The 25,263-nt window shown below is 65.1% G+C and carries 24 protein-coding genes and 1 tRNA gene; 17 read left to right on the top strand and 8 right to left on the bottom strand.

Going from position 1 to position 25,263, the window contains the following annotated elements:
• Positions 1 to 5 precede the first annotated feature (5 nt).
• The 3 genes from galU to cysQ form a co-directional block, all read right to left on the bottom strand.
• Entirely contained in the window at positions 6 to 896 is an 891-nt protein-coding gene (gene galU / locus I6N89_RS01170; protein WP_207016402.1) for a UTP--glucose-1-phosphate uridylyltransferase GalU, read from the bottom strand.
• Between the two features lie 117 nt (positions 897 to 1,013).
• Entirely contained in the window at positions 1,014 to 2,270 is a 1,257-nt protein-coding gene (locus I6N89_RS01165; RefSeq protein ID WP_207016401.1) for a glycosyltransferase family 2 protein, read from the bottom strand.
• Positions 2,271 to 2,277: 7 nt separating this feature from the next.
• Complete coding sequence (gene cysQ, locus I6N89_RS01160) at positions 2,278 to 3,075, bottom strand: 3'(2'),5'-bisphosphate nucleotidase CysQ (RefSeq protein WP_207016400.1); 798 nt, start codon at positions 3,073 to 3,075, stop codon at positions 2,278 to 2,280.
• 125 nt (positions 3,076 to 3,200) lie between these two features.
• Between cysQ and I6N89_RS01155 the strand changes: the two genes are divergently transcribed.
• The 5 genes from I6N89_RS01155 (at position 3,201) to queF (ending at position 6,618) form a co-directional block, all read left to right on the top strand.
• Positions 3,201 to 4,031, top strand: coding sequence for an ABC transporter permease (locus I6N89_RS01155; protein ID WP_207016399.1), 831 nt, complete (start codon positions 3,201 to 3,203; stop codon positions 4,029 to 4,031).
• A gap of 344 nt (positions 4,032 to 4,375) precedes the next feature.
• Positions 4,376 to 5,077 (top strand): 7-cyano-7-deazaguanine synthase QueC, encoded by a 702-nt coding sequence (gene queC, locus I6N89_RS01150; protein ID WP_207016398.1) that lies wholly within the window; start codon positions 4,376 to 4,378, stop codon positions 5,075 to 5,077.
• Positions 5,077 to 5,430 carry a 6-carboxytetrahydropterin synthase QueD gene (gene queD / locus I6N89_RS01145; protein ID WP_207016397.1) on the top strand — a complete coding sequence of 118 codons (354 nt, stop codon included), beginning with the start codon at positions 5,077 to 5,079 and terminating at the stop codon, positions 5,428 to 5,430. The genes queC and queD overlap by 1 nt, the downstream gene beginning before the upstream one ends.
• A complete protein-coding gene (gene queE, locus I6N89_RS01140; RefSeq protein WP_207016396.1) occupies positions 5,427 to 6,137 on the top strand; it encodes a 7-carboxy-7-deazaguanine synthase QueE in 711 nt (236 codons plus the stop codon). The genes queD and queE overlap by 4 nt, the downstream gene beginning before the upstream one ends.
• Before the next feature lie 16 nt (positions 6,138 to 6,153).
• The gene (gene queF / locus I6N89_RS01135) at positions 6,154 to 6,618 is read left to right on the top strand and encodes a preQ(1) synthase (protein WP_207016395.1); all 465 of its coding nucleotides are present in this window, start codon (positions 6,154 to 6,156) and stop codon (positions 6,616 to 6,618) included.
• 35 nt (positions 6,619 to 6,653) lie between these two features.
• Here the strand turns inward: queF and I6N89_RS01130 are convergent, their stop codons facing one another.
• The gene (locus I6N89_RS01130) at positions 6,654 to 7,535 is read right to left on the bottom strand and encodes a LysR family transcriptional regulator (protein ID WP_207016394.1); all 882 of its coding nucleotides are present in this window, start codon (positions 7,533 to 7,535) and stop codon (positions 6,654 to 6,656) included.
• 51 nt (positions 7,536 to 7,586) lie between these two features.
• On the opposite strand from I6N89_RS01130, the gene I6N89_RS01125 reads away from it, so the two are divergent.
• Positions 7,587 to 8,750, top strand: coding sequence for an MFS transporter (locus I6N89_RS01125; protein WP_207016393.1), 1,164 nt, complete (start codon positions 7,587 to 7,589; stop codon positions 8,748 to 8,750).
• Position 8,751: 1 nt separating this feature from the next.
• Positions 8,752 to 10,008 (top strand): GDSL-type esterase/lipase family protein, encoded by a 1,257-nt coding sequence (locus I6N89_RS01120; RefSeq protein WP_207016392.1) that lies wholly within the window; start codon positions 8,752 to 8,754, stop codon positions 10,006 to 10,008.
• A gap of 15 nt (positions 10,009 to 10,023) precedes the next feature.
• Here I6N89_RS01120 and I6N89_RS01115 read toward each other — a convergent pair whose 3' ends face one another.
• From I6N89_RS01115 to I6N89_RS01105, 3 genes are all read right to left on the bottom strand, one after another.
• Complete coding sequence (locus tag I6N89_RS01115; RefSeq protein WP_207016391.1) at positions 10,024 to 10,560, bottom strand: carboxymuconolactone decarboxylase family protein; 537 nt, start codon at positions 10,558 to 10,560, stop codon at positions 10,024 to 10,026.
• Between the two features lie 212 nt (positions 10,561 to 10,772).
• Positions 10,773 to 12,248 (bottom strand): aldehyde dehydrogenase, encoded by a 1,476-nt coding sequence (locus tag I6N89_RS01110; protein WP_207016390.1) that lies wholly within the window; start codon positions 12,246 to 12,248, stop codon positions 10,773 to 10,775.
• A 118-nt stretch (positions 12,249 to 12,366) separates the two neighbouring features.
• Positions 12,367 to 13,035 carry a GntR family transcriptional regulator gene (locus I6N89_RS01105; protein ID WP_207016389.1) on the bottom strand — a complete coding sequence of 223 codons (669 nt, stop codon included), beginning with the start codon at positions 13,033 to 13,035 and terminating at the stop codon, positions 12,367 to 12,369.
• Between the two features lie 346 nt (positions 13,036 to 13,381).
• On the opposite strand from I6N89_RS01105, the gene I6N89_RS01100 reads away from it, so the two are divergent.
• From I6N89_RS01100 to I6N89_RS01060, 9 genes are all read left to right on the top strand, one after another.
• On the top strand, positions 13,382 to 13,927 hold the full coding sequence (locus I6N89_RS01100; protein WP_207016388.1) for a thiamine pyrophosphate-binding protein: 546 nt from the start codon (positions 13,382 to 13,384) through the stop codon (positions 13,925 to 13,927).
• 2 nt (positions 13,928 to 13,929) lie between these two features.
• Positions 13,930 to 14,508 carry a thiamine pyrophosphate-dependent enzyme gene (locus I6N89_RS01095; RefSeq protein ID WP_207016387.1) on the top strand — a complete coding sequence of 193 codons (579 nt, stop codon included), beginning with the start codon at positions 13,930 to 13,932 and terminating at the stop codon, positions 14,506 to 14,508.
• 86 nt (positions 14,509 to 14,594) lie between these two features.
• A complete protein-coding gene (locus tag I6N89_RS01090) occupies positions 14,595 to 15,548 on the top strand; it encodes a TAXI family TRAP transporter solute-binding subunit (protein ID WP_207016386.1) in 954 nt (317 codons plus the stop codon).
• A 98-nt stretch (positions 15,549 to 15,646) separates the two neighbouring features.
• The gene (locus tag I6N89_RS01085; RefSeq protein ID WP_207016385.1) at positions 15,647 to 17,587 is read left to right on the top strand and encodes a TRAP transporter permease; all 1,941 of its coding nucleotides are present in this window, start codon (positions 15,647 to 15,649) and stop codon (positions 17,585 to 17,587) included.
• A gap of 39 nt (positions 17,588 to 17,626) precedes the next feature.
• Positions 17,627 to 19,726 (top strand): hydantoinase/oxoprolinase family protein, encoded by a 2,100-nt coding sequence (locus tag I6N89_RS01080; protein ID WP_207016384.1) that lies wholly within the window; start codon positions 17,627 to 17,629, stop codon positions 19,724 to 19,726.
• Entirely contained in the window at positions 19,723 to 21,264 is a 1,542-nt protein-coding gene (locus I6N89_RS01075) for a hydantoinase B/oxoprolinase family protein (protein WP_207016383.1), read from the top strand. Before I6N89_RS01080 ends, I6N89_RS01075 begins: the two co-directional genes overlap by 4 nt.
• A gap of 24 nt (positions 21,265 to 21,288) precedes the next feature.
• Entirely contained in the window at positions 21,289 to 22,398 is a 1,110-nt protein-coding gene (locus I6N89_RS01070; protein ID WP_207016382.1) for a hypothetical protein, read from the top strand.
• A gap of 34 nt (positions 22,399 to 22,432) precedes the next feature.
• A complete protein-coding gene (locus I6N89_RS01065) occupies positions 22,433 to 23,458 on the top strand; it encodes an IS110 family transposase (protein WP_007793130.1) in 1,026 nt (341 codons plus the stop codon).
• A gap of 571 nt (positions 23,459 to 24,029) precedes the next feature.
• Positions 24,030 to 24,103: transfer RNA gene (locus I6N89_RS01060), tRNA-Cys, on the top strand.
• A gap of 69 nt (positions 24,104 to 24,172) precedes the next feature.
• On the opposite strand, the gene I6N89_RS01055 is transcribed toward I6N89_RS01060, so the two are convergent.
• Complete coding sequence (locus I6N89_RS01055) at positions 24,173 to 24,508, bottom strand: tyrosine-type recombinase/integrase (protein WP_207016381.1); 336 nt, start codon at positions 24,506 to 24,508, stop codon at positions 24,173 to 24,175.
• A gap of 244 nt (positions 24,509 to 24,752) precedes the next feature.
• On the opposite strand from I6N89_RS01055, the gene I6N89_RS01050 reads away from it, so the two are divergent.
• Positions 24,753 to 25,211: an NUDIX hydrolase gene (locus I6N89_RS01050; RefSeq protein ID WP_328805826.1), complete on the top strand. Its 459-nt coding sequence runs from the start codon at positions 24,753 to 24,755 to the stop codon at positions 25,209 to 25,211.
• Positions 25,212 to 25,263 lie beyond the last annotated feature (52 nt).

The following is a 25,263-nucleotide window of genomic DNA, read 5'->3' as shown; positions in this document are numbered from 1 at the left end:
TGGTGTTACTCCGCAGCTTCGCGTGCGGAGACGACCTCGCGCAGATAGGCCTCCAGATCGTCGCGTAGATCCTCGCGCTCGAGGCCGAAGGCGACAGTGGCCTGAAGGAAGCCCGCCTTGGAGCCGCAATCGTAGCGCTGCCCGTTGAAGCGGTAGCCGTAAACGCCCTCGCCATCGATTTCCTCGGCGATGGCATCGGTCAGCTGAATCTCGCCGCCGGCGCCGGATTTCATGGCGTTGAGATTGTCGAAAATCTTCGGCGACAGGATATAGCGCCCGATCACCGCGAGATTGGACGGTGCCTCGCCGGCCTTCGGTTTTTCGACCATGCCCTTGACCGATACGATGGAGCCCATGTCTTCACGCACATCGAGGATACCGTAGGCCGAGGCCTTGTCTGCGGGCACTTCCATCGCGGCGACCATGTTGCCGCCGGTTTCCTCATAGGCTTCGACCATCTGCTGAAGGCAGGGCTTATCGGCGGCGATCACGTCGTCGGGCAGCATCACCGCAAAGGGCTCGTTGCCGATCAGGCGCCGGGCGCACCATACAGCGTGGCCGAGGCCGAGCGCCTTGTGCTGGCGGATATAGGCAATCTCGCCGGAGTCCATATTGGTGGATTTTAGGATCTCAAGCAGCTTGTCCTTGCCCTTCGATTTCAGATCCTGCTCCAGATGCGGCGCGTGGTCGAAATAATCCTCAAGCGCGCTTTTGCCGCGCGAGGTGACAAAGATGAACTCCTTGATGCCGGCGGCGCGGGCCTCGTCGATCGCGTATTGGACCAGTGGCCGGTCGACGAGGGTCATGATTTCCTTGGGAACGGATTTTGTTGCCGGAAGGAACCGGGTTCCAAGACCCGCGACCGGAAAGATCGCTTTCGTTACTTTGTTCGACATTATGACCTGCTCCTGAAATTCGCGTCGCGCCGAGGGCGCTGGCGTTGGTCGATTCACTAACATGTTAGCGATGGTGAGAAAACAGGACAAATCCGGCGCTTTGCCTGATCGGCGGAACTATGACGACGGTTCCCCGGAACGGTTCTCAATGCCACGAATTTCAGCGATCCGCCGGATTTCCGCGCGCAGTCTGGACGCGAAAAACCATGGATGCACGGCGCTGTCCTGGCGCTCGCTTTTGCCCCAGAGACCGCCGATCTGTTCCCAATAGCCATCCGCGTGAAATCTCAACCTATGATAGAGCGCTGTGTGGGAGAACCGAAAGGCGCTGACAATCTCTCCCCGCGCGGCACGTCGCGCGGCGTCGCGCCGCATCGCTGCCCGGTTCCAGACCCGGCCCGATAGGACCGCGCGCGGCGCGCCCGGCCGTCCGGGAAACGGGCGGAACGGGCTTTCCGGCATTCCGATGGGTGCAAGCGGACGGATCGGCCGACTGAGCCCGTCGCGTCTGCCACGCTCCAGCCCGCGCAGCAGGCGCAGCACATCGTCCGGGGCAAGCGGTCCGCGGCGCATGTAGTCGAGCAGCCGGTGGCGCTGGCCGGCACGAAACGCTTTCCAGGCAGCGCCTTGGGCGCTGTCCGGACAATGCTTGGCGAGAAATACCGCCATCGAGGCGCCGATCTCTGTCAGATCGCGCGGCGTGCGGTCGGCGGCGCGGCGGGCGCTTTGGGCATACCCGTGATGCACCTGGGCCAGCGGCACAATGGCGGCGGCATGTCCGGCATCCGCGCGGCGCAGATCCAGATCTGTTTCGTCGAGGAAGAAGCGGAAGGCGGGATCGAACCCGCCCATCCCGGCAAGCACCGACCGGCGATGCGCCATATTGGTGCCCTGCAACTTTAGCGCGACCCCCGGCTCCGGTGTCAGAACCCGGGACGACATGCCCTCCAGCGCGAGTTCGCGTTCTTCGCCGCGCCCGGTCACGCTGCGCGCGCGCCATTGATAGTCGATGCCGTTGCGACCGCGCACATAGCCGCCGGCTGCCATGACCTCCGGATCGGCGAAGGGCGCCGCGAGGTGGCTGAGCCAGGTCGGTTCGGGCACAGCGTCGTCGTCGATAAAGGCCACGATCTCGCCGGCCGCATGGGCGATCCCGAGATTGCGCGCCGCCGAGATATTGGCCTCGTCAAAGGCAATAATCTTGAGCCGTGCTTCCTCCGGATGGGCGGTGGCTGCCACCACGCCGCGCGGGCAGGCCACCACGATCACTTCGAAGGCCGGATAGTCGAGCTGGGCCACGCCGCGCAGGCACAGGTCGAGCGCGTCCGGGCGGTCCCGGCTCACGATCACGACGCTGACCGGCAGCGCGGCCATGGTGGGCTCAGCCCTCCTTCAGCTCCACATCGGGGGAGTAGGCGATAAAGAACGGATTGGCGAAGCCGGCCTTGCCGTAGGCGAGCGGGGTGTGATCGTCGAACCGCACCACACGCCCGCCGGCGCCGTTCAGCACCGCGTGGCCTGCGGCGGTGTCCCATTCCATCGTGCGGCCCAGACGCGGGTAGAGATCTGCCTCGCCGGTCGCCACGAGGCAGAATTTCAGCGACGAGCCGGCGCTCTTGGAATCCTTGACCGCGTATTTGTTGATGTACTCGTCGGTCGCTTCGTCCCGGTGCGATTTCGAGGCAACAACCAGCAGCGCCTCGTTGTCTGCCTTCGATACCGACATCGGCGTGGTTTCGCCCGGTGCATCCTTGTCGAAGGGGCCGCTTTCCTCGACAGAATTGCCCATCGAGTCGGTGTAGAACATCCGTCCCTTGGCCGGCGCGTAGACCACTCCGCGCACCGGCACGCCGTCTTCGACCAGCGCGATGTTCACGGTGAAGTCGCCGCGCCGCTTGACGAATTCCTTGGTGCCGTCGAGCGGGTCGACGATGAGAAAGGTCATCACATCCTGGGTGTGGCTTTCGGACTGTTCTTCGGTCACCAGCGGCGTATCCGGGAATGCCTCACGCAGACCGGCGGAAATCAACGCGTCCGCAGCCTCGTCGGCTTCGGTCACCGGGCTCTGGTCGGACTTCGATTTCACCTCGAAATCGTCGCTGTTGTAGATCTCCATGATCTTGTCGCCCGCTTCGAGCGCAAGCCGCCGCATAACCTGAACCAGTGTCTCGTAATTCAAAGCCGCTCTCCATTCCCGCACGCGCGCGGATTTATTGATTTGAAACTCTGCTCCCCTTATGCTTCCCAACATCAAGATGGGCAAGAAGACCCGTCCTCAAGCACGCGTATCGGAGCAGTTCCGCCATGTTTCAGACCACAAAGCCGCGTTCACGGCTGGGTTCCGCGCTCTATATCGCCGAACTGATATATCACAATTCGGTCCGCGCGGTGCGCAAGAGCCATGGCAACGCCTTCATGGCGCTTTTCATGAACATGCTCCAGACGATCATTTTCGTGCTGGCCTTCTACTTCATGTTCCAGATCCTCGGTATGCGCAGCACGGCGATCCGCGGCGATTTCATGATCTACATCATGACCGGCGTCTTCCTCTACATGACCCATTCCAAGACGCTGGGCGCGGTGGTCGGGTCGGAGGGGCCGGCCAGCCCGATGATGCAGCATGCGCCGATGAACACCGCCATCGCCATCGCCTCTGCGATGCTGAGCACGCTCTATATACAGGTGCTGTCGCTGGTGGTGATCCTCTTCGTCTATGACGTGGCCTTCAATCCCTTCGTCATGCAGGAGATCCACGACCCGGTCGGCTGTATCGAGATGATCCTGCTGGCGTGGTTCTCCGGGGCTGCGATCGGGATGGTGTTCCTGGCGGCAAAGCCCTGGTTTCCAACGCCGGTGCAGATCATCACCACCGTTTATCAGCGGGCCAACATGATCGCGTCGGGCAAGATGTTCGTCGCCAACTCCCTGCCCAGCTACATGCTGGTGATGTTCGACTGGAATCCGCTCTTTCACACCATCGACCAGTCGCGCGGCCATGCCTTCGTCAATTACTACCCGCGCAATTCGAGCTGGGAATATCCGCTCTTCGTGTCGCTGGTGCTGATCATGATCGGTCTGATGGGCGAGTTCTACACGCGCAAGCACGCCTCCGCCTCCTGGAGCGCCCGGCGCTAACTGTCCGATCGCGGTGTTGCGGGCAGGGTTTCACGAGGGGAGGTATCGCCTCCCCGCGAGACAGTCGCGTTTCTCCGAACGCCGTGCGGCCCAATCGCCTGAGAGGGCAGGGGCGAGGACCGGACGACGCCTAAGCCGTTCGCGGAAGACTTCTCCGGGAGGCATTTGACGGCCTGTCGGAAAACCCGGACCGTGCCGGTGGACAGGCGAAGCCCCGGCATCGTCGCGCCCCGCCGATTTCGCCTCGCTCGGGCGGATCGAGCCGCCCTTGCGGAGCGGCGCGGATGCAACTACATGGCGCCCACCGGTCGCAGCCTACCCGGTTATCAAAACAAGGGTTCAAAATGAAAACTCTCGTCATCTGCTCGGGCGGACTCGATTCCGTGTCGCTCGCCCATATCGTCGCCGCGGAGCATCGGCTCACCCGGCTCGTTTCCTTCGACTACGGCCAGCGCCACCGCAAGGAGCTGGACTTTGCGGCCGCTGCCGCCAAGCGCCTCGGCGTCCCTCACCATCTGATCGACATGCGCACGGTCGGTGCCGCGCTGACCGGCTCGGCGCTCACCGACGACATCGACGTGCCCGACGGGCACTATGCCGAAGAGACGATGCGCATCACCGTCGTGCCCAATCGCAACGCGATCATGCTGGCCATCGGCTTCGGCGTCGGCGCGGCCAATGGCGACGATGCCGTCGCCACCGCGGTGCATGGCGGCGATCACTTCATCTATCCCGATTGCCGCCCGGCCTTCACCCAGGCCTTTGACGCGATGCAGCGCATGGCGCTCGACGGCTACGCGGATCTGCGGCTCTACACGCCCTTTGTCGAGCGCAGCAAGGCCGACATCGTGGCCGAAGGGGCGAAACACGGCACACCCTTTGCCGAAACATGGTCCTGCTACAAGGGCGCCGAGGTGCATTGCGGGCGCTGCGGCACCTGTGTCGAGCGGCGCGAGGCGTTTCATCTGGCCGGGGTCGACGACCCCACGGCCTATGCCGATCCCGATTTCTGGGCGAAGGCAGTGGCCGACCGGGAGGCGCGCTGATGTTCCGGATCCGCAAGGAATTCCACTTTTCGGCCTCGCACCAGCTTGTGCATCTGCCGGCGGATCACCAATGCGCGCGGCTGCACGGGCACAATTATGTCGTCGTGGTCGAGCTGGCGGCGGAAACGCTCAACGCGGACGGGTTCGTGCGCGATTACCACGATCTGATGCCGCTCAAGACCTATATCGACGAGCGCTTCGACCACCGGCATCTCAACGATGTGCTCGAGATCCCCTCGACCGCCGAACACATGGCCCGGCATTTCTACGACTGGTGCAAGGCGCGATGGCCCGAGACCAGCGCGGTGATGGTCAGCGAGACGCCCAAGACCTGGGCCGAGTACCGGCCATGACGGTGCTGCGCATCGCCGAGATCTTCGGCCCGACGATCCAGGGGGAGGGGGCCTTGATCGGTGAGCCCACCCTGTTCGTGCGGGCGGGCGGCTGCGATTACCGCTGTTCCTGGTGCGACAGCCCGCATGCGGTGGACAGCGCCTATCGTCACGACTGGGCGCCGATGACGCCCGAGGCGATCTGGGAAGAGCTGCGCCGGCTGTCCGGTGACCGGCCGGTCACCGTTTCGCTCAGCGGCGGCAACCCGGCGATTCAGGACTTTGCGCCGCTGATCGCGCTCGGGCGCGCCGCCGGCTACCGCTTTGCCTGTGAAACGCAGGGGTCGGTTGCGCGGTCATGGTTCGGCGATCTCGACACGCTGGTCCTGTCGCCGAAACCGCCGTCGAGCGGCGAGCGGGTGGACTGGGATATCTTCGCCGACTGCGTCGAGGCCGGGCGCGGCGCAAGCAGCACGGTGATGAAGATCGTGATCTTCGACCGCGAGGATTACGACTGGGCCAGGCGCGCCCATGCCCGCCACCCGGATCTGCCGCTCTACCTTCAGCCCGGCAATCCCGAGACCGACCCGGAGGTGCCGGTCGATCCGCAGGCGCTGGCCGACCGCCTCGGCTGGTTGACCGAGACCGCCATGGCCGACCGCTGGTTCGCGCCCCGCATCCTGCCGCAGCTGCATGTCCTGATCTGGGGCAACAGGCGCGGCGTCTGACCTTTCGGAGACCCTCATGACCTCATCCATCTACAGCGACCTCAAGCAGCTCGGCGGGGCCACCCGCATTCCCGCAAGCCCGGAGGAGGCCGAGCTCGAACGTGTGGCCAACCCGCAGGCCGATATCAGCTATAACGTCCGCTTCACCGCGCCGGAATTCACCTCGCTCTGCCCGATGACGGGGCAGCCGGACTTTGCGCATCTGGTCATCGACTATGTGCCCGGGCAGTGGCTGGTGGAGAGCAAATCGCTGAAACTCTACCTGACCTCGTTCCGCAACCATGGTGCCTTTCACGAGGATTGCACCATCTCCATCGCCCGCCGGCTGGTCGCGTTTCTCGACCCGCAATGGCTGCGCATCGGCGGCTACTGGTATCCGCGCGGCGGCATCCCCATCGACGTGTTCTGGCAGACCGGCCCCATGCCCGAAGGCGTCTGGGTTCCCGACCAGGGCGTCGCGCCCTATCGCGGCAGGGGCTAGCGCGGGTCGTGAGGGCTTGCGATCTGGCCGCGTGCCTATCCGACGCGCCCTCGGCGGGTCAGGAACTCGACAACCGCCGCGATCCGCGCGGGCAGGCTCGCGGTTTTTCCAAGGTAGACGACATGGAATTCCTCACGCCCCACCGTGCTGCCCGGCACGATTTCCAGCGCGCCGGAGGCCAGGGCGTCGCGGACGACAAAGGCGGCGGCCCGGGCGGTTCCGCATCCCGCAATCGCCAGCGCTGCAATGGTGTTGCCATCTGTTGCACGCAGGCGTGGCGCGTCGTCCCGCCAAAAGGGATCGCGGCGGGCGTAGGAAAAGCCGATCTGTAAGTCTGGCGCGGCCGGTGCGCCTACCGCGCGCACGGCCAGAATGTCGCTCGCCCCAAGTGAGCGGGCCTGAAGGCTGGAATCCGGCAGGGGGCCGGCCCGGACCGCGAGGTCGATGGGGTGCCCCGCCAGATCGCTGATGCCGTCACTGACGATCAGGTCCAGATCGAGCTCTGGCTGGCTTTCCAGCAGCTCGGGCAGGATCGGCGCAAGGATGTGGTTGGCATAGGCGGCGCTCGTGGCGATGCGAACCAGGCCAGCCACCGGGCCGCACCCTGCCTCGCGCTCTGCCTGGTCCAGCGCGTCGAGAACCCCGCGCGCCGCACGGGCGAAGGCCTGACCTTCGTCGGTCACCTGGACGCGCCGGGTCGACCGGCGCAGCAGGCTCGCGCCAAGGCGGGTTTCGAGCCGGGTCATCATCTTTGAGACGGCCGAGGGTGTCATCTGGCGCCTGAGCGCGGCAGCGGAAAAGCTGCCCTCGTCCACGACGGTCAGAAAAACTTCCATTTCCTGTAGGCGATTGATCTCGCGCATGACGGCCTTTCGTGAACTCACGGCACAAGCGTTTTTATCAAGTGGCGTATACATTCACATTTCTTCTTCGGCCACCTTCCCCGGACAACTTCAGGAGAAGGACTCATGGCAAGTATTTCCGCTCCCCTTCATGAAACATCCAGCCCCGCGCCTCTGATTGCGCTCGGGCTTGGGGCCTTTGGCATCGGGCTGACCGAATTCGTCATCATGGGCCTGTTGCCGCAGGTCGCGAACGATCTGGGCACCAGCCTGCCGACCGCCGGGCTGCTCATCAGCGGCTATGCGCTCGGCGTGACGTTCGGAGGGCCGCTTCTCGCCGTCCTCGCGGCACGCCTGCCGAACCGTTCGGTGCTGCTGATCCTCATGGCCATCTTCACGGCGGGCAACATCCTGTGCGCCACGGCCCCTGGCTTTGCGCTGGTTCTCTTGGCCCGCATCGTCACCGGGTTTGCCCATGGCACGTTTTTCGGAACGGCGTCGGTCGTTGCGCAGGCGGTGGTACCGCCCGAGCGCAAGGCGTCGGCTATTGCCCTGATCTTTACCGGGCTGACCCTCGCCACGGTGATCGGCCTGCCCTTCGGGACGTGGTTGGGGCAGGCTTTCGGCTGGCGCGCGACCTTCTGGGCGGTGTCCGCGATCGGGTTGCTGGCGCTGGCGGGGATCGCGGTTTGGGTGCCGCGCACGGATGCCGGCCAGCCCCTCAGCTTTGGTCAGCTTGCCGGCTTCCTCAAGCCCGCGCCCCTGCGGGCCCTGGCGATGACCGTTGCGGGCTATGCCGGTGTCTTCATGGTCTTCACCTATATCGCGCCGCTTCTGACCGAGATGGCGGGTATTCCGGAAAGCCGCGTGTCGCTTTACCTCTTGCTCTTCGGTCTGGGGCTGGTGGCTGGCAATATCGCCGGCGGGCGCCTCGCGGACCGTTTTCCGGCCAAGGCCGTGCCGCTGGTGCTCGCCGGTCTTGCGCTCGGCCTTTTGGCGATCTGGGGGGCGCTGGTCTGGACCACCGCGCTGGCGATGGTGTTGTTTGGTGTGCTGGCCTTTGCCACCGTGGCGCCGCTTCAGGCCCGCATGATGGCACGCAGCCCAGCGGGTGCGGACCGCCTGGGCGCGACCCTGAATATCTCCGCCTTCAATCTCGGCAATGCCATCGGCGCCTGGATCGGCGGCGTCGTGCTCTCCTCCGGGCTTGGCCTTGCCGCGCTCCTGCCGCTTGCGGCGCTCCTGCCCCTGGTCGCCCTGACAATGGCGCTCATTCCCGAAAGAGCCTGAGATGACCACGTTTATAAAAATCGCTGCCGCCTTGGCCCTTGGCACATTCAGTGCCTCTGCCCCGACCCTGCCGGCGCAGGCCGAGCCCTGGACCCCGGTTTGGATGGCCGCCCCACAGAAGGTCTGGTCCGATACATCGGTATTTGCCACCGGTCTGCCCGACAGTATCGCCGGAGCCATCATCCGCCAGCCCCTGACCGTGGGTTTCCCGGCTTCGCGCATGCGACTGGTGCTTTCGAACCTGCACGGGACAAAGCCTTTGCCGATCGACGCCGCCGCGCTGGCGCTGAGCGTCGGCGCGACCGGGGTGCAGGACGCTGCAATGGTCCGGTTCGGTGGTTTGCCTGGGATCGTGATCGCACCCGGGGCGCAGGCGGTCTCCGACCCCGTCGATTTCCCCGTCGCAGCCGGCACCCGGATCGCGGTTACGCTGACCTATGGCGCAAACGCCGTGGCCGAGGATTTTCACTGGGATGCGCGCGAGACCAGCTATGTCATCGCCGCGGACAGCCCGTCACCCGAGGTCGTGCGAGAAATGCCTGCGCGTATCACGCTCAGCGGCGTCCTTTCGGATCACCCCGCGCGTTCGGTGGTCGTCGCCATGGGCGACTCGATCACCGACGGCAACGGCGCGCCGATGGATGGCATGGCGCGCTGGCCGGACTTTCTGTCGCGGGCGCTGACAGAGGAGGGGATCGCGGTGGTCAATGCCGGGATTTCCGGTGGGCGCCTGCTCTCGGACGGCATGGGGCAGAGCGTGCTGGCGCGGCTGAGTCACGACGCTCTTGCCGTGCCCGGCGCAGATACGCTGGTTCTGCTGATCGGCACCAACGATATCGCTTGGCCCGGCTCGCCGTTTTCGCCGGATGAGGCTCCGATGCGCCTGGATCGTCTGCGCGACGGTCTTCATCAGGTCGCTGAAAAGGTCCACGCGCAGGGCATGACACTGATCCTGGGCACCGTGCCGCCGTTCAAGGGTGCTCTCCCCGGCACCCCGATGGCGGCCAGCTACTGGAGCCCCGAGAAGGACGCTCTGCGGCGCGCCTTCAATGACATGCTGCGCGAGGCCGCTTCCAGCGGCGAAAGCATTCGGTTCGACGGGCTGGTGGATTTCGACCGGCTGCTTTCGGCGCCCGGCGACGATATGCGGCTGAATCCCGAGCATGACAGCGGCGACCATCTGCACCCGGGCGCCGAGGGCAACCGCGCCATGGCCGACGCCGTGGCGAAACTGATCCGGAATCGAGCCACCCGGTGACAAGGCGCTGCCCGGTCAGGTCCGGCTGAGCGGGCGCGCCTCCATCTCTGCCGCGACCTTGTCGTCGATCGGCACGTCGTAGGTCATCAGGATCGTGCCCAATACAGAGTAGAAGCCGACCGTGGCGATCAGGTCAAAGACCGCCTCTCGTCCGACGGCTGCGGTCAATTCCGCTTCGAGCGTTTCGGGCAGGCGGTGCGCGTCCAGCATGGCATCGACTGCGCGGACAAGCAGCCCGTCCTCGCCATCGGGCATTTTGAGCACAGCGGCGATCCGGTCGTCGGACATACCCAGCGCCCGCGCGCGCGAGACATGATGCGCCCATTCATAGGACGAACCGAGCTTTACACCCACACGCAGAATCACGATTTCCGATCTGATCGGTCCGAGCGCAGTGTCCTTTACGATATGCTGCCTTAGCGGTGCCCATGCCCGCAACAGCGCCGGGTGATGCGCCATGGTCCGATAGACATTGAGCGCGCCGGCAAAGCCCTGGTTCATGTCCTGAATGGCTTCGGGCCAGTCTTCGTCGGTTCTTGGCGGAAGTGTCATAGCGGCTCGCGTTTGGTTGGAATGCGCTCGGAATATCCCACCGGCCGGCTTGCCGAAAGCTGTATCGAGATCAGCCCTACGACGAAGAGTTCGTGCTGCGGGGCGGAGACGGGGCCGGTGCGATCAAGAGCGATGCCCTGCGAGCCATAGCCGGCCCCGTCCTGCGATGCGCAATCATCGCGCGCCTGCGCCGGCGCGCAGCCGCCACCGCGTCAGCCGCGCACCGAGAACGGATCGCGTTCCTCGTCGGAGAAGTTGATCATCACGTTGCGAATCGCGGTGAATTCCTGAAGCGCGACCTCGCCGCGCTCGCGCCCGAAACCCGATTCCTTGACGCCGCCGAACGGGGCCTGAACCGCAGAGGCGCGGTAGGTGTTCACCCAGACCACCCCTGCCTCAAGCGCGCGCGTCATTCGGAAAGCGCGCGAGATATCTTGCGTCCAGACCCCCGATGCCAGCCCGTAGCGGGTGCCGTTGGCGATGGCCAGCGCCTCCTCCTCGGTGTCGAAGGGCAGCACTGCCAGCACCGGGCCGAAGATCTCGTCCTGTGCCAGCCGCATGTCGTTGTGCACGTCCCGGAAGATGGTCGGCTCGATGAACAGGCCGTTCCCCAGATTTTCGCCGTTTGCCGGGCGCCCCCCCGCCGCGAGCTGTGCTCCTTCGTCCTGCGCCGCCGCAATGGCGTCGAGAATCCGGTCGTATTGCGGGCGGTTCGCGGTGGTGCCCATCTCGGTTTCGGGGTCGGTGGGGTCGCCCAGCCGGATCGCCGCTGCACGCGCCGCAAGCCGCGAGACCACCTCGTCGTAAACCGGGCGCTGCACCAGCAGCCGCGAGCCGGCGATACAGGTCTGCCCTGTGGCGCCGAAGATCCCGGCCAGCGCGCCCACCACCGCCTTGTCGAGATCGGCATCCGCGAAGATGATGTTCGGAGACTTGCCGCCAAGCTCCAGCGTCACCGCAACAAGCGCCGCCCCCGCGGCGGCGGCGATCTTGCGCCCGACCTCGGGGCTGCCGGTGAAGCTCATGTGATCGATGCGGCCCGAAGTGAGCAGTGCCTGCCCGGTGCGTGCATCGCCGGTGACGATGTTGACGACACCGGGCGGAAAGCCCGCGCGCTCAATCAGCTCGGCGAAGGCGAGCGTGGTGGCCGAGGCGTGCTCGGAAGGCTTGATCACCACTGTGTTGCCCGCCGCAAGCGCCGGGGCAAGCTTGTTGGAGAGCAGCGCCATGGGCGAATTCCACGCGGTGACCAGCACCACCACACCGACCGGCACGCGAGTGGTGAAATCGAACACGTCCGGGTCGTCCAGCGGAATGGTCTGTCCCCAGAGCTTGTCCGCATAGCCCGCGAAGAAACGGTATTGCCGCGCCGAAAAGCCCATCTGGGCACGGGTCTCGCGGATCACCTTGCCGTTGTCGGTGCTTTCCATGAGGCCGAAACGGTCGGCTTCGGCCTCGAGAAGATCCGCGAGCCGGTTCAGCAGGGTAGCGCGGGTCTTGCCGGTGCTGCGCGACCAGGCCGGAAAGGCGGTTCGCGCGGCTGCGACCGCGTTGGCGACCTGTGCATCGCTGGCCTGTGGGATGCTGGCCCAGGCCGTCCCGGTATAGGGGTTGATGCTGTCGAAACGCTCCTGGGCGTCGCTGCTGACGTATGTGCCGCCGATATAGAGGTCGAAAGTCTCGGTCACGGGAATCTCCGGGTTGTTTGGAAACGGAAAAGCAGGCGTGGCCCGCCGCCCCTCGAGATGAGGGCGCGGCGGGCCACGCCTGCTTCAAGTGTTCGGATAAGGGCGTCTGCCCTCGTTGTCAGACGTCGGCCATGGCCTGGCTGGCTGCGATGGCATCGCGGATGCCATCGATCACGCCCTTCAGGTGCCGGCGCATGGCGTGCTCGGCCCGGTCGGGGCTGTTGGCCTCGACGGCGGCAAAGACCGCCTTGTGTTCGGCGAGGGATTTGCGCGCGCGGTCGGGTACAAGTATGGCCCGGTACTGGAACCGCACCATCTGCGAACGCAGCATGCCCAGCATCTTGGTTGCTGTCTCGTGCTGCGCGATCTCGTGCAGCTTGCGGTGGAATAGACCGTTGGTGCGCGAGTAGCGGATAAGATCGTCCGAGAGGAACAGCGCTTCCATCTCCCCGACGATCCGGCGCAGCTCTTCTTTGTCCTCCTCGGTGGCACGTTCGGCGGCATAGCGGACAATGAGCAGTTCGAGCGCGCACCGGGTTTCGACGATCTCGATCGCCTCGCGGTCCGAGATCAGCCGCACGCGGGCGCCCCGGTTCGGCTCGATCACGACTAGGCCTTCCTGTTCGAGCCGGGCCAGCGCGACGCGGATCAGGCTGCGGTTCACGCCGATGCGCTTGCTCAGGTCGTTTTCGATCAGGCGTTCGTTCGGCTGATAGTCTCCGCGGGTGATCGCATCGCGAATAAACGACGCCGCATCCAGTTTCTCGGCCTTCTTCTTTGCGTCCACTCGCATTTCTCCTTACCGGCCGCGTCGGAAAGCGGCCCATCGCCCCGGCGGCCGATTTTCCGGCAATACACCCGCACAGAATGATGCCAGTGTTCCCGGTTCGCCTATAGCACTCAAGTCCGTTGCGCAAATCTGCGGCCTTTTCCAGAAGTTCTGACGACGCAATGCCGCTGTTCATGTTGATGAGCGACCTCTGCGAGCCGCGATTTCAGTCACTTGGAGATCGTTATCATAAAAGTTGTCTAAATTGACAACAATTTTGTTGATTTTGCCGGTGGCGGCTGTCTAGCGTTGGAGAGACGACACTTTGACGAGCGCGGCAGAGCCCCGTGCAGGAGGAACGACAATGCTGGATTCCGGCGGCAAGGGGAGCGGGGCAATGGCCTGGCACGAAACCCTGATCGCAAAACTCAAGCTCTGCGATGTGCAGCTTGTGACCTATGTTCCGGACACCGTCCTGCGTCCGCTGATCGAGGCGGTCGAGGCGGATCCGTTCTTCGAGGTCGTGGTCTGCGCCCGCGAGGAGGAGGCCATCGGCATCTCCACAGGGTCGATCCTCGCAGGCCGCAACTCGGTGGTGCTGATGCAGACCAGCGGGCTTGCGACGCTGGCCAATGTGATCGCCTCGCTTCCGGTGCCCTACCAGGTGCCTGTGCTCATGGTGATTTCAGAACGCGGTGTGCTGGGCGAGTTCAACCGCGTGCAGCTTCAGGTCGCCAAGACGATGCGTCCGATCCTGGACGCTTCCGGCGTCGACCATGTCACCCTTACCCGTGCCGAGGAAATGGATTTTGTCACCGAGCGCACCTTTGATCAGGCGCTCCAGACCCGCACGCCCACCGCGCTCATCCTCTCGCCGTTGCTGACCGGCGGCAAGTCCGCGAAGAAATGACCATGATGAACGAGACACTGCTCAACCGACACGAAACCATCTGCCGCGCCGTTGCCGCGCTCGACGACCGCGACGCGGTGATCGGTGGCATCGGCAATACCAATTTCGACCTTTGGGCCTCGGGGCCGCGCCCGGCGAATTTCTATATGCTTGGCAGCATGGGGCTGGCCTTTCCTATCGCCCTGGGCGTTGCGCTGGCCCAACCCGAGCGCAAGGTTGTGGCACTCGAAGGCGATGGATCGCTGCTGATGCAGCTCGGCTGCCTGTCGACCATCGCGATCTGCGCGCCCGCGAACCTGACCATGATCGTCTTCGACAACGCCATGTACCAGATCACCGGCGGCCAGAAGACCGCAACGGCAAGCGGCGCCGACCTGATCGGGATCGCCCGCTCTTCCGGGCTGACCGAAAGCCACTGGGCCGAAGGCGCGGCGGATTTCGACCGGCTCTATGCCGCGGCCCTTGCGCGTAGCGGGCCCTCGTTGATCGGGGTTCCCACGGATGCCGCCAAGGCGGTTGGCACCACCGACCGCGACCCGGCGAAAATCCGGATCACCTTCTCGGAGGCGATGACGGCGTAACGGATACCATCCGCCGACGGAATCCGGGCAGATCGGCGGGGAATACAACAAAAAATGAACCGGACCCTGACAACAGTGAGGACATCATGAAACTGAAAACCCTGTTTTTGGCCGCGGCCGCAGCACTGAACCTTGCCGCTCCATCTGGGGCGCAGGAGGTGAAGTTTATCAACCTTGCCACCGCGACCAGCGGCGGCACCTTCTACCCGGCGGGCATCGCGCTGACCAACCTGATCGGCGACAAGACCGAGATGCGCGCCTCGGCGATCTCGTCGGCTGGCTCGGTCGAGAACGTGTCGCTGCTGCGCAACGGCGAGGTCAACATGGCCTTCGTTCAGATCGACGTGGCGCAGAACGCGATTGCCGGAAAGGGCCCGTTCGAGGGCGACGGCTTCGAGGGCATGGCGATGCTGACGCCGCTGTTTTCCAGCGTCGATCACATCCTCGTCGCCAACGATTCCGGCATCGAAAGCCTCGCCGATCTCGAGGGCAAGCGCATCGCCGCGGGTCGTCCCGGCAGCGGCACGCTGCTCTCGACCCAGGCGGTGCTTGCCTCCACCGGGTTGACGCTCGACGATATCCAGGTGGAATATCTCGGCCAGTCCGAGGCCATCGCGGCGCTGCAAAACGGTATCATCGACGCGACGCTGGTCTCCGCCGGCATCCCCGCCACCTCTGTGACCGAGGCGGTAACCGTCGCTGGCGACAAGTTCAGCATCTACGGGATGACCCCCGAGGAACAATCCAAGGTGCTTGAGAATATCAGCTGGAAGATCCCCTTCGAAGTGCCCGCCGGCACCTACCCGGGTCAGGACGCGGCGCTCGACACCACGGCCCACATGGCGCTGCTCATGGTTCCCGAAGACTTCCCAGAGGCGACCGCGACCGAGATCCTCGAGACGATGTATGGCAATCTCGAAGAGCTGGGCGGCATGCACGCCATCTACAACTCGGTCACCTTCGAGCGCAACGCCAAGGCATTCGGGCAGCTCGACGTAAAGAAACTCCCGGCCGCCGCCGCTTTCTTCGGCGCGGACTGATCCGGCAAGTTGGCTGCGCCGGGCCTGTCCCGGCGCAGTCCCGCCGCCATCTTCCGGCGGCCGCAGTTCGACCTGTTCCTTCGCGAAAGTCCTGAAACGTGCCAACAGACCGCCTCTTCAATCTGATCCAGAAAGCCGAATTCTCGGCTGGCACATCGAGCGCGCGAAAGCTCTCCGGTCTGCCCGCGATCACCGTCATCGCGCTTTGTGCCGGGATGTCGCTGTTCGTGTTCTCTATCAACAGCTGGCTGCTGCTCGACATCATGCGCCGTTCCGGCATCTTTGCCGCGATGCTGCTGGCCATCGTCTTTCTTTGCTTTCCCGCCAGCGACCGGTCGCGGCGCGACCGCCCTACGGTGCTCGACTGGGGGCTCGCCGTCACCGGCGTCGCCTGCGGCCTGTATATCTACGTGGTCTATCATGACTTTATTTCCGGCACGATGCGCATGTCGCGAACCGATATGGCCTTTGCTCTGGCCGCCGTCGTCGTGACACTCGAAGCAGGGCGTCGCGTGCTGGGCATCTGGATGCCGGCCCTCGCGGTGATCTTTCTGCTCTACGCGATCTACGGCCAGTCGATGCCCGGACCGCTGGCGCATTTCGGCATCCGCCCGGAACGTCTGCTGCTCAGGATCTATATGGTCGACGAAGGGCTATTCGGCAGCGTTTTCCAGATCGCCCAGACCTATATCGCGCTCTTCGTCCTCTTCGGAGCTTTCCTGACAGCGGTGGGAGCCTCCGGCGCGCTCACCGATATCGGGCTGGCAATCTCGGGCCGCGCCACAGGAGGCCCGGCGAAGGTGGCCGTGGCCTCCAGTGCGCTGACCGGGATGATCAGCGGCACCGCCTCGGCCAATGTGGCGACCACCGGCACGATCACCATCCCGCTGATGAAACGCGCGGGCTTTCCGGCCCATGTCGCCGGCGCCGTCGAAGCCATCGCCTCCACCGGCGGGCTGATCATGCCCCCGGTCATGGGCGCCGCCGCCTTCCTGCTCGCCGATTTCGTCGGCATGCCTTATTATCTGGTGGTGCTCTCGGGGATCGTTCCGGCGCTGCTCTATTTCGGCGGGCTGATCCTCGTGGTGCATGTCTCGGCGCTGCGCAACAATATCGGCGGCGTCGACGAGAGCGAAATGGTTTCGCTGAAATCGGTGCTTCTGTCGCGCGGCTATCTGCTGCTGCCGGTGCTGGTGCTGCTCTATATGCTGCTCGACGGCAAGACGCCGATCTGGTCCGCTATGACGGGCATCGTCGCGATCATCGCGGTTAGCTTTCTGCGCCGGGCGACATGGCTCAGTCCCGCCCGCTTTCTCGAGGCGCTGGTTGCCGGTGCCATCGCCACGGTGCCCGTCGCCGTCGCCTGTCTCGTCGCCGGGCTGATCGTGGTCGTCGTCACAATCACCGGCGCGGCGCAGGTATTCACCTCCTATATCGACCTGTTCTCGGGCGGCTATCTCGTGGTGGCGCTGCTGCTCACGGCGCTGGCTGCAATCCTGCTGAGCTGTGCGTTGCCCGCCACTGCGATCTATATCGTCGTCGCCGTAACCGTGGCCCCGGCGCTGGTGGCGCTGGGCGCCCAGCCGCTGGCGGCGCATTTCTTCGTGTTCTGGTTCGGCGTCATGTCCAATATCACACCGCCCGTGGCCATCGCCTGCTTCACGGCGGCAGGCATCGCCGGCGCCAAGCCGACCGCCATCGCGCTTGCGGCGCTGCGCATGGGCATGCCCGCGCTGGTGATCCCCTTTGCGCTGGTCATGCATCCCGAGCTGCTGCTGATCGACTGGACGTCGCTGGGCCTGGCGGAATCGGTGCTTCTGACGGGCTTTGGCATTGCCGCCTGGGTCTTCGGCTCCGAAGGCTGGTTTTGCGGGCGGCTGGGCTGGCCCGAACGGGCGGGTATGCTGCTGGTCTCGGGCTTCTGCCTGTTCATACCCGAAATCACCACCGGATACATCGGCGCGGCCATCGGCGCCGCCCTGATGGTCTTTCTCTATCTGCGGAGCCGCCGCGCCAGCGCGGCGACCTCCGAAAGCTGACGCGTAAGCGCGGAACTACCAAGCGAGGTTGAAGAACTCATGTCTCACCCCATCGATCTCAAGATCGCCGTAGACATCGGCGGAACCTTTACGGACGGCATCGCCGAGGACGAGGCCACCGGGCGCATCTGGGTCGGAAAGTGCCTGACCACCCCGGACGATCCCGGCGAGGGCGTCTCGAGCGTCGTGGCGCAGCTTCTCGCGAAGGTCGGCGGCGGCGATACGGCGGCGCAGGTACGCGAAGTGGTGCATGGCACGACGCTTGTCACCAATACGCTGATCGAACGCAAAGGCGTGCCCACCGCGCTGATCGCCACGGCGGGCACCCGCGACACGCTCGATATCCGTCGCGAGATCCGCTACGACCTCTACGATCTCGACCTCGAACTGCCCGAGCCGCTGGTCCCGGACGAGAACCGCTTCGAGCTGACCGAGCGGCTTGACGCCAAGGGCACCCCGCTCACCCCCATCGACGAGGCCGAACTGGCGGCGCTGGCCGAAGAGCTCAAGGCGCACGGGGTGGAGGCGGTGGCGGTCTGCCTGCTGCACGGCCATGTGAACGGCGCCCATGAGGAGCGCGTGCGCGACGCGCTGGCCGAGGCGCTGCCGGACATGAGCGTGTCGATCTCCTCGGGCGTGGCCCGCGAGCTGCGCGAGTACGAGCGCATGTCGACCACCGCCGCCAATGCCTATGTGCAGCCGCTGGTCGAGCGCTACATGGGGATGCTGTCGCAGCGCATGGCCGACGCGGGCATCTCGGGCAGCCTGCGCATCATGCTGTCCTCTGGCGGCTTCACCTCGGCCGAGGCGGCGGCGGAGACCCCGATCCTGTTGCTTGAATCCGGCCCCGCCGCCGGCGTGCTGAGCGCCGTGAACGCTGGGCTGCTGTCGGAACAGGATTACGTCCTCGCCTTCGACATGGGCGGCACCACCGCCAAGGCCTGCGTCGCGGTGAACGGCGCACCCGACATCGCCCATTCCTTCGAGGCGGCGCGGGTGCGGCGCTTCAAGAAGGGCTCCGGCCTGCCGATCCTAATCCCCTCCATCGACTTGATCGAGATCGGTGCGGGTGGCGGCAGCCTTGCGGGCGTCGATGCGCTGGGGTTGCTCAAGGTCGGTCCGCAAAGCGCCGGATCGGTGCCTGGCCCGGTCTGCTACGGACGTGGTGGCTCCCGTCCCGCCGTCACCGACGCGGACCTGGTGCTCGGCTATCTCGATCCGGGCAATTTCCTTGGCGGAGAGATGGCGCTGCGCAAGAATCTTGCCGAAGAGGCTCTTGACGAGCTGGGTAGCGGTATCGGCCTCAACGCCCAGGAAACTGCGGCCGGCATCGTCAATATCGTGAATGAAAACATGGCCGCCGCCGCGCGCGTGCATATTGCCGAAAAGGGCCACGACCCGCGCCGCTTCACCATGGTGGCAACAGGCGGCGCCGGACCGGTGCACGCGGTCGAGGTGGCGCGGCGGCTCGGAATTTCCACACTGCTCTGCCCCATCGCAGCGGGGGCGGGCTCTTGCCTCGGGCTGCTCGCGGCACCCGCCCGCGCCGACCGCTCGTGGTCGCGTCCGGGCCTGTTGGATGCGCTCGACTGGAACGAGGTCGCCTCGGTGCTGGCGGGACTGCATGCGGATGCCGTGCGCGAGCTCACCGAGGCCGGCGCCAACCCCGACGCGCTGGGATGGGAGCTGACCGTCGAGATGCGCTATGCCGGGCAGGGCAGCACGATGAACGTGCGCGTGCCCTATGCCGATATCGGGCCGCAGCTGGCGCCGGTGCTGAAGGACGGTTTCGAAGCGGCCTATCGCGATCTCTACGGTACCACCGTTCCCAGCGCGTCGATACAGGCGGTGACCTGGCGGCTGAGCGGCAGCTCTTCGGTGCGGGCGCGCGAATTCGTCTGGTCGGCGGTGGAGGAGGGTGCGGCGCCCGCGCCCAAGACCCGCCCGATCTACGTGCCAGAGCGCGAGCGCTATGAGGAGGTTTCCGTCTACGAACGCTACGCGCTTCCCGCCGGCAGCGTACTGGCCGGTCCCTGCATCATCGAAGAGCGGGAATCGACCTTCGTCGTCTCCTGTGACGCGCGCGTCGAGATCCTTCCCGACCTGACCATCAAGGCCCAACTCGGAGTGAAGCCGTGAGCAAGACCAATATCGACCCCGTCACTCTGGAAATCCTCTGGACCCGGCTGGTGAGCGCGGTGGACGAGGCCGCCGCCGCCTTCGTGCGCACCTCGTTCTCGACGCTGGTGCGTGAGGCCAACGACTTTGCCGTGGTGCTGACAGATGCGCAGGGCCGCTCGCTGGCGCAAAGCTCCATGAGCATCCCGTCCTTTATCGGCACGCTGCCCGCGACGGTGAAGCATTTTCTGGCAAAGTTCCCGCCCGAGACGCTGAAACCCGGCGATGTGCTGATCACCAACGACCCGTGGAAGGGCACCGGCCATATCCACGACATCTCCGTCGCGGTGCCGATCTTCCGCGACGGCGCACTCATCGCCTTTGCCGCGGTCACCAGCCACATGCCCGATATCGGCGGCCAGCTGCGCAACAGCGGCATCCGCGAAATCTTCGAGGAGGGGCTGCAAATCCCGTTCCTCAAGCTCGTCTCGGCGGGTGAGGTGAACGAGACGCTGGTTGCGATGATCCGGCAGAATGTGCGCGTGCCGGAGCAGACGATGGGCGATGTCTGGGGCGAGGTCGCCGCCTGCCGCATGCTCGAAACCCGGCTGCGCGACCTGCTGGACGAGGCGGGCATTCCGCTTGACGCCCTCGGCCACGAGATCCGCACGCGCTCCGAGGCGGCGATGCGCGCCGCGATCCGCGATCTGCCGGATGGGGATTACCCCTACCGGCTGGAACATGACGGGTTCGAGGAGCGGATCGTCATTCAGAACAACGTTCAGGTGCGCGGCGATGCGGTGCATATCGACTACACCGGTTCCTCGGCACAGCTCCCGCGCTCGGTCAACGTGGTGCCGATCTATACCTTCTCCTACACCGCCTTCGGGGTGAAGGCGCTCTTGTCGCCGGGCACGCCCAACAACGAGGGCAGCTTTCAGCCGGTCTCGACCTCGGCGCCCGAGGGCACGATCCTCAACCCGAAATACCCCGCCGCCAGCGGCGCGCGCGGCATGATCGGTCATCTTTTGCCCGTGGCCTTCATGGGCGCGCTCGCGGATGTGCTGCCCGACAAGGTCATGGCGCCCGGCTCTGCCAACTCGTCTTTCACCATCTCGGGCGAAACGGAGGGGCGGCGATATGCGGCGGTGAACTTCCTCAATGCCGGGCAGGGGGCGACCGCCTCGCGGCCCGGTCAGTCGACGCTGAGTTTTCCTGCCAATCTGGGCAACACGCCTATCGAGGTTATGGAGAACGAGGCGCCGATCCGCATTCTGCACCGAAAGGTGCGGCGAGAGAGCGGCGGCGAGGGTAGGCATCGCGGCGGCGACGGGCTCGCGCTGGCCTTCGAGTTCTGCGGCGAGACCCCCGCGACCGTGTCCTTCCTGATGACCCGGATCAAATCTGCGCCGCCGGGGCTGCATGGCGGCGGCGAGGGAAAGATAGGTTCGCTGAAACTCAATGGCGAACCGGTGGATCCGGCCAAGCACTGGACGCTGACCCAGGGCGACCGGGTCGAGATGGAAACCTCGGGCGGGGGCGGTTTCGGCGCCGCGTGATCCGCGCGCGACGGCAGGGACGGCATGACGGTATCGCAGCTGCAAATGCACTTGGCGACGCAACCGGCCCTGCTCCGGCTGGCCGGCGCAGGGCTTGGCCTGACCATGGTCGCCACGCTTGCCGCAATGCTGATCCCGACCCTTCCGCGCGGGGTGCCCATTCTGCTCTACCTCTGCACGCTGCCGCTGCTGGCGCCGCATTTGCGGCGGCAGCACGCGGTGTTTCTGACGGTCTGCGCCCTGCTTGCCGGCGCGCTTTCGCTGCGCGGCCAGTGGCCGGAGCTGGCGCGGGCGCTGTGGCAGAGCGCCGGGCTCGCCTCACTGATCGTGTCGCTGCTGCTCCTGCGGGTTTCGGCGTCGCAATCGCCCGCGCTTGTCCGGTTGGCGCGGGACGTGGCGGCGATGCCGCGCGGACGGCGCGATCTGGGGCTGTCGCTGGCGGCTCAATTCATCGGGCTCCTGCTCAATGTCGGGCTATTCGGGTTGCTGGCACCGATGATCGCCGCTTCCGGCGCTCCGGCGCTGGAACGCCGCCGCATGGCGCTGGCGGTGCTGCGGGGCTTTGGGCCGACGATGCTCTGGGCGCCGACCGCCGCCGCGCAGGTGGTGATCACCACCGTAGTACCTGGCGTCACCTGGTCCGGGCTGGTGCCGATGACCTTCTCCATGGCGATGGCGCTGATCCTGCTGGGTTGGCTCTTCAGCCTGCTCGAACGGCGGCTGGTTCCCGGGACGCCGCCGCGGGCGCGCGACACGGTGCTCGACCGCGCGGCGCTGGCCGAGGTTGTGACGCTGGTGGCGGTGATGGTCGCGGTGATCGTGGGGCTGCACGCGCTGCTCGGCTTCCCGCTGCTGGTCGGGGTGATGATCGCAAGCCTGCTGATCTTCGTGCTCTGGACGGCGATGCAGGCCCGCAGTGCCCGGGCGCCGGTCGCGTCCGCCGTTCTCGGCGGCATCCGGCAATGTCTGGACAGCCGCTTCGCCGCCGGTGCGCCCGAGATCATGATCCTCGGGGCGGCGGGTTTCATGGCGGCCGCGATCCCGCCGCTGGTGCCGGAGGTCTGGCTCGACGCGGTGATGTTGCCGCTCTTGATGGTGTGGACGCCCCCTCACGGCATCGCTGTGCCAAGGTAGCGGTGTCGAAATTCGCTACGAGGAGGAAGCGTCCATGGAGAAGGTTAGCATTGTAGGGCTGGATATTGCCAAGAGTTCGTTTCACGCGCATGGCGCGGCGGCAAATGGATCTAAGGTCTTTAGCAAGGCGTTGCCGCGAGGGCGGGTGCTAGAGTTTTTCGGTCAGATTGAGCCTTGCACCATCGCTTTGGAGGCTTGCGCGGGTGCGCATCACTGGAGCCGGGAGCTTTCCAGACTTGGCCACGATGTCAGGCTCATCGCCCCGCAATACGTCAAACCCTATGTGAAGCGGCAAAAGAACGATGCGAATGATGCCGAAGCCATCGCTGAAGCAGCGTCCCGACCGACCATGCGCTTTGTGACGACCAAGACAACCGAGCAACAAGGTCAGTCGATGGTACTCAAGACCCGCGATCTTTTGACAGGGCAACGTACCCAGGCGATCAACGCATTGCGAGGGCATCTGGCTGAACATGGGATTGTCGCGCCGAAAGGCCCTCAGCATCTGCCTCGGTTGGAAAAGGCTGTGGCTGAGAATGGAGAACGATTGCCGCCCGAAGTCACCGGCCTTTGCCAAATATTCTTCGATCTCATCGCCGGGCTAAGCGCGCGCATTGACGCGCTGACCCGGCAACTTCGACAGATTGCCCGACAGGACGATGTGGCGCGCAGGTTGATGACCATGCCGGGGATCGGCCCGGTGACGGCGGTATCGATTGCCGTGCTGGCGGCACCGCCAGAGATGTTCAGCAAGGGGCGCGACTTCGCAGCCTGGATCGGGCTGGCACCACGCCAGCATTCTACGGGCGGTAAAACAAGGCTGGGCAAGATATCAAAAATGGGTCAGCGCGACCTGCGGCGTTTGCTGATCATCGGTGCAATGTCCGCGATCCAAGCCGCGCAAAAACGCGGCGGCGCGCCAGATGGGTCGTGGCTGGCCCGTATGTTGGCTCGCAAACCTAAAATGCTGGTTGCAGTTGCGCTGGCAAACAAGATGGCGCGGATGGCCTGGGCGATCATGGCTCATGGCGGCGTCTACGAGACCCCTGCCAACGCCTGAGCGCGAAGGCAGGCTGGGGTGCGGTGGTTCTGAATGGAGGTCATGGCAAAGCGTCGACGAGATCAGGAATGGGAAAACCAGTAATGTCCCGAGTAGCTTGTACTACGGCCTCTCGTTTTGGACCTGTTCCTCGAACTCACCATGAGGGCCCGCGGCATTGAAGGTCGCAACCAGAGGCCGGATACACGAAGGAACTCGACCGCAATGCTGTTGCCAAAGTCAAAAAATCGCTTGCAGCCCCGGGGGCGTCCATACACGGGACATTGCCGCGCAATACCCTGCCGGGCGGCGGATGCACCGCGTCCCGCTTGAACACGTCGCTGTAGTTGCTTGTCCCGATGATCGCCTCCTCGGCTCAAAGTAAGGGGGCAAAGTATCTACAAATCTAGGGGCACCTCAGAGCAAAGGCATGGTCGAGCCTGACACCGGAGATCTCCGGCAGTCGGCCAGATCACGGAAAGCGCGCCCGCGGCGACCCTGATTTTCGGCTTGCGAACAGAACAGAACGAAAATAGAAGGTGCGGCAGACGGTGTGGCAGCCCACCACGCAACACACCTAAGTCGTTCAATAGGCGAGTTGGCGGAGTGGTGACGCAGCGGATTGCAAATCCGTGTACACCGGTTCGATTCCGGTACTCGCCTCCAATATTTTCAAGAACTTGCGTCACTCGTCTCTCTGTAGCGGCACTGCCGTTTACAGATGCGTTTTCAGTTTCACATTTCGCGGCACGTTTTCGCAGCTTCCAGGCGGGCAAGAACGGCATCACTTTCGTCGGGGCTAACTCGTGCGTAGATTTCAATGACCCGCGATGCATAGCGATCCGACCACCCCATCAGCGTCGCTATCTGTCGAAGCGATAGCTCAGCGTTGAGAAGGCGCGTCGCAGCAGGGCCTCGTGTATCCGCCAGAGTCTTCTCCTGGCCATCTCCCCACGGCTCCACCTGCGCTTCGCGCCGCCACTTTGTAGTCTGCCTTGATGCCCAACGTGCCGAGAGCGGCTTGCCCAGCTCGCTGACCAGCAGCGCCGCAGCGGCGCACAGGAGCGGCATGGACACCTCACTCCGCAGTGCCCTTGCTCTTCGACGAGCGCCGCAGCTCGCGCGCCATTGTGTCTCGCGCGCAGGCTGCTAGGCTCGTTGCGCCGAAGGGGCATCGGCGCGAGGCCAGAAAGCGCAAGGCAAACTGGCGCATGCAGACCGCGCAGAAGCCTCCGGAACGTGATCCCGACCATGCCGGCGAATCTGTGGGACTTGCGCGCCATGTTCCTCGCCGACCACAGAGCAAGAGGCCGCCGTGACGCCAGCCGATATGCCGCCCTCCGCCGAGCGCCCCATTGCCGCGGTCATCGCCGTTGTCATCCGCGGCGACCAGGTGCTCCTGGTGCGTCGCGCCAATCCACCCGATGCCGGTTTGTGGGGCTTTCCCGGCGGCAAGATCGAGCCGGGCGAAACGCTTCAGCAGGCCGCACTGCGCGAGTTGTGGGAGGAAACCGGCCTGCGCGCGGAAGCGCGGAGCGTTCTTACCGCGCTCGATGCGTTCGACCGCGCGCCGGATGGCGGGCTTCGCCGGCATTTCATCCTGATCGCCTTGCGCTGCGCCTGGATCTCCGGAACGCCGATCGCAGGCGACGATGCGCTCGAGGCGCGCTGGGTCGCACTGGAGACGCTCGGCGGCGGCGATCTGGCGCTGAGCGCCGATGTCGAGCGGGTCGCGCAACTGGCGGCGGCAGAGCTCCGAGACCCGAACGCCTGACCTGGGCTTTTCACCGGCCGGTCAGCTGCGGCCGGTGCCGCACACGCCCGCA

The sequence above is a fragment of the Salipiger abyssi genome (genome assembly GCF_017311415.1).
GTDB classification, from domain to species: domain Bacteria; phylum Pseudomonadota; class Alphaproteobacteria; order Rhodobacterales; family Rhodobacteraceae; genus Salipiger; species Salipiger abyssi_A.
This window is presented reverse-complemented; position numbering and strand designations above follow the sequence as displayed.

Bases quoted from the DNA above. Each gene is read 5' to 3' on its own strand.
- galU (WP_207016402.1), bottom strand. From the start codon at position 896: ATGTCGAACAAAGTAACGAAAGCGATCTTTCCGGTCGCGGGTCTTGGA.
- I6N89_RS01165 (WP_207016401.1), bottom strand. From the start codon at position 2,270: ATGGCCGCGCTGCCGGTCAGCGTCGTGATCGTGAGCCGGGACCGCCCG.
- I6N89_RS01155 (WP_207016399.1), top strand. From the start codon at position 3,201: ATGTTTCAGACCACAAAGCCGCGTTCACGGCTGGGTTCCGCGCTCTAT.
- queC (WP_207016398.1), top strand. From the start codon at position 4,376: ATGAAAACTCTCGTCATCTGCTCGGGCGGACTCGATTCCGTGTCGCTC.
- queD (WP_207016397.1), top strand. From the start codon at position 5,077: ATGTTCCGGATCCGCAAGGAATTCCACTTTTCGGCCTCGCACCAGCTT.
- queE (WP_207016396.1), top strand. From the start codon at position 5,427: ATGACGGTGCTGCGCATCGCCGAGATCTTCGGCCCGACGATCCAGGGG.
- queF (WP_207016395.1), top strand. From the start codon at position 6,154: ATGACCTCATCCATCTACAGCGACCTCAAGCAGCTCGGCGGGGCCACC.
- I6N89_RS01130 (WP_207016394.1), bottom strand. From the start codon at position 7,535: ATGTATACGCCACTTGATAAAAACGCTTGTGCCGTGAGTTCACGAAAG.
- I6N89_RS01125 (WP_207016393.1), top strand. From the start codon at position 7,587: ATGGCAAGTATTTCCGCTCCCCTTCATGAAACATCCAGCCCCGCGCCT.
- I6N89_RS01120 (WP_207016392.1), top strand. From the start codon at position 8,752: ATGACCACGTTTATAAAAATCGCTGCCGCCTTGGCCCTTGGCACATTC.
- I6N89_RS01115 (WP_207016391.1), bottom strand. From the start codon at position 10,560: ATGACACTTCCGCCAAGAACCGACGAAGACTGGCCCGAAGCCATTCAG.
- I6N89_RS01100 (WP_207016388.1), top strand. From the start codon at position 13,382: ATGCTGGATTCCGGCGGCAAGGGGAGCGGGGCAATGGCCTGGCACGAA.
- I6N89_RS01095 (WP_207016387.1), top strand. From the start codon at position 13,930: ATGATGAACGAGACACTGCTCAACCGACACGAAACCATCTGCCGCGCC.
- I6N89_RS01090 (WP_207016386.1), top strand. From the start codon at position 14,595: ATGAAACTGAAAACCCTGTTTTTGGCCGCGGCCGCAGCACTGAACCTT.
- I6N89_RS01080 (WP_207016384.1), top strand. From the start codon at position 17,627: ATGTCTCACCCCATCGATCTCAAGATCGCCGTAGACATCGGCGGAACC.
- I6N89_RS01070 (WP_207016382.1), top strand. From the start codon at position 21,289: ATGACGGTATCGCAGCTGCAAATGCACTTGGCGACGCAACCGGCCCTG.
- I6N89_RS01065 (WP_007793130.1), top strand. From the start codon at position 22,433: ATGGAGAAGGTTAGCATTGTAGGGCTGGATATTGCCAAGAGTTCGTTT.
- I6N89_RS01055 (WP_207016381.1), bottom strand. From the start codon at position 24,508: ATGCCGCTCCTGTGCGCCGCTGCGGCGCTGCTGGTCAGCGAGCTGGGC.